The sequence below is a fragment of the Microvirga sp. 2TAF3 genome (assembly GCF_052114965.1).
Taxonomy (GTDB): Bacteria; Pseudomonadota; Alphaproteobacteria; order Rhizobiales; family Beijerinckiaceae; genus Microvirga.
This window is the reverse complement of the sequence record NZ_JBFRFT010000041.1, coordinates 1-2,882: the sequence shown is the minus strand read 5'-3', so window position 1 is coordinate 2,882 and position 2,882 is coordinate 1. Positions and strand designations below refer to the sequence as shown.

At 62.1% G+C, this 2,882-nt stretch carries 3 protein-coding genes; all 3 read right to left on the bottom strand.

The genetic code is table 11. The features are described from left to right. Nucleotides 1–941, bottom strand: a 941-nt coding sequence (locus AB4Y97_RS20795) for an RHS repeat-associated core domain-containing protein (protein WP_442000942.1), incomplete at its 3' end; no start/stop codon positions are given. A gap of 115 nt (nt 942–1,056) precedes the next feature. Continuing rightward, nucleotides 1,057–1,473 carry a hypothetical protein gene (locus AB4Y97_RS20790; protein ID WP_442000941.1) on the bottom strand — a complete coding sequence of 139 codons (417 nt, stop codon included), beginning with the start codon at nt 1,471–1,473 and terminating at the stop codon, nt 1,057–1,059. Then, nucleotides 1,473–2,882: RHS repeat domain-containing protein (locus AB4Y97_RS20785; RefSeq protein WP_442000940.1), on the bottom strand; the 1,410-nt coding region annotated here is incomplete at its 5' end. The genes AB4Y97_RS20785 and AB4Y97_RS20790, both read right to left, overlap by 1 nt.

Here is a 2,882-nt window from a genome sequence, read left to right as displayed (position 1 = left end):
GGATCTTTTGCGTTTCTAGCTCCAGCCTGCGCACCACTCAGCGCCCCCGCGAGAGCTCCCGCCAAATCCGCCGTCTGCACCCGTCCTTCGGCCTCCGCCCTGTCATCGTCATCCAAGGCGCCGGTGACGCTGTCGCTCGTGAATCCCCCTGTGTCACTGACCGAATTCCCGCTCGGATCGCTCAAATTGACCGGATTGTTCAGCGCGTAGGCATAGCGATTGGTGCCCACCCCCGGCAGGGTCGGATCAAGGCTGTCGGGCGACAGAAACCGCCCCAGCTTCGGGTCGTAGTAGCGCGCGTTGAGATAAACCAGCCCGAGCTCGCCATCCTCGCGCTCGCCGATGTAGCCGTGCGTGTCGAGCGCCTCGGCGCCGGACAGCACCAGCCTGTCGCCATAGGCCCGGTGCACGGTCTTGGCCAGCACCGCCCCGCTTCCCGCCGCGCTCAGGCGGCGCGGCGAGCCGAGGTGGTCGCGGTGCACGCTCGCCGCCTGCCCGCCCGGACCCGGCTGCAGCCGCACATCCGGATGCGGATAGAGCGTCCATGGGCCGCGCTCCGGCGCCGATGCCGGGCCGGGACCGCGCTCGAAGCCGGAGCCGAGAAACAGCGTGGGACGCGGCGTGCCGTCGGCCGCCGTCACCGTCTTGGTCAGCCGCGCCCCGTCAGGGCCGTAGGCGAACGTCACCGTCAGCCCGGCGGTCCTGACCTGCTGCAGCCGGTTGTCGCCGTTCCAGGTGAAGGCGCGCGTGCCGTCGCCGAGCAGGTTGCCGTTGCCGTCATAGCCTTGCGGCACGGTATTGACGGAAAGCGGCGCGTGCGGATGCGCCGAGCCGGCCGAGGGAAAGGCCGCGCCGAAGGCGCCCGGCCCGGTCTGCGCCACCAGGTTGCCGGAAACATCGTAGCGAAAGTCCTGCCGCTCGGCCCCGAGCGTCGCGCTCACCAGCCAGTCGGCGGCGTTGTAGCTGAAGGCGGTGGCCTCGCCCGGCGCCGCCGGGCTGCGGATGGTCAGGATGCGCCCGGCCGCGTCGCGCAGATAGATTAGTAGCTTGCTACCATTAGTCTCGAAATTTAACGCCAGGTAACGTAGAAAGTGCTTTCTTTAGGCCTTTGTATAACGCATCAATATTTCTGTGCTCTGAATCTTTGCTCCATACGTCATAGAAACCGACCTCAAAATCGGATGGATTGAACGGATTCGCCACGACAATCATGACGTCAGCACGCCATAATTCTATCATTAAAGTAGGCCCCGTCTTGTTATCAACGCGAATGGCAAATTTGTTGTCGTCTGCAAAGCTCCGAATTATTGCGACAACTCTGTCAGTATCGCCGCTATCGACACTGAATTTTGAAATTTGAACTGCTCTCGCTAACAGCTGCGAATCAGCGACGGCATCAGCAACTAAGCTGCTTGAAAGAACTGCCGCAGCAACCAAATTTAGAGTGATTAGACTTACAACCATAAAGCGCATTACTGTACTCCGTGATGCCGTTCAATATTTTCCCTCAAAAGGCGATCAAGTTCATTGAACAAACCAGGACCCAGTTTTTCATTGAGTGTATTCATACCAGGGAACACATTATTTCCATACCCAATAGTGTGAGCTACCCATGACCCGTCCTCCAAGCGCGAGGCGCTTCGTCTGACCTCGCCATCGTATAGTGGATGATCCCACTGGGTCTTATTTATTATACTAAGCCCATCTTCGCTTACGAAGCTTCTTATATGACCCGTTGGCATCCTGGTATTCGGTTCAATCACTTGGTTTACGTCAAAATTTCTGACCGGCTTGGCTGGATTCTGACCCGGAAAAGCAAAACGTGAAAATTGATCTTTTATTTCCTCTGCTGAACAGCCAAGACCTGCCGAACATATCGAATTCGGCCCTGCTTCGTAGTAGTGCCATCCGGACTTATCGAGGCTGTATCCGCGCCTCTCAGGGCTAAAACTTTCTCGATCCGCTATCGTACCGCGATTTGGTTCCGAGTTTCGAATAGAACCATCGCGCCAATCACGATATGACTTGGCAACATCAGTGTCATTCGGCAACGCCGATGGCGCATCCGCCTGCTGGCTTGGCTCGTCCTCATCCGTGCGCTGCCCACCCGGATCCCGCAGGTTGACCGGATTGTTCAGCGCATAGGCATAGCGGTTGGTGCCCACCCCCGGCAGGGTCGGATCGAGGCTGTCGGGCGAGAGAAACCGCCCCAGCTTCGGGTCGTAGTAGCGCGCATTGAGATAGATCAGCCCGAGCTCGCCATCCTCGCGCTCGCCGATGTAGCCGTGCGTGTCGAGCGCCTCGGCCCCTGAGAGCACCAGCCTGTCGCCATAGGCCCGGTGCACGGTCCTGGCCAGCACCGCCCCGCTTCCCGCCGCGCTCAGGCGGCGCGGCGAGCCGAGGTGGTCGCGGTGCACGCTCGCCGCCTGCCCGCCCGGACCCGGCTGCAGCCGCACATCCGGATGCGGATAGAGCGTCCACGGTCCGCGCTCCGGCGCCGAAGCCGGGCCGGGACCGCGCTCGAAGCCGGGACCGAGAAACAGGGTGGGACGCGGCGTGCCGTCGGCCGCCGTCACCGTCTTCGTCAGCCGCGCCCCGTCCGGGCCGTAAGTGAACGTCACCGTCAGCCCGGCGGTCCGGACCTGCGCCAGCCGGTTGTCGCCGTTCCAGGTGAAGGAGCGCACACCGTCGCCGAGCAGGTTGCCGTTGCCGTCATAGCCTTGGCGGATGGTATTGACGGAAAGCGGCGCGTGCGGATGCGCCGAGCCGGCCGAGGGAAAGGCCGCGCCGAAGGCGCCCGGCCCGGTCTGCGCCACCAGGTTGCCGGCGATGTCGTAGCGAAAGTCCTGCCGCTCGGAACCCAGCGTCGCGCTCACGAGCCA

Coding starts and splice junctions, on each gene's coding strand:
- AB4Y97_RS20790 (WP_442000941.1), bottom strand. CDS start 1,473: ATGCGCTTTATGGTTGTAAGTCTAATCACTCTAAATTTGGTTGCTGCG.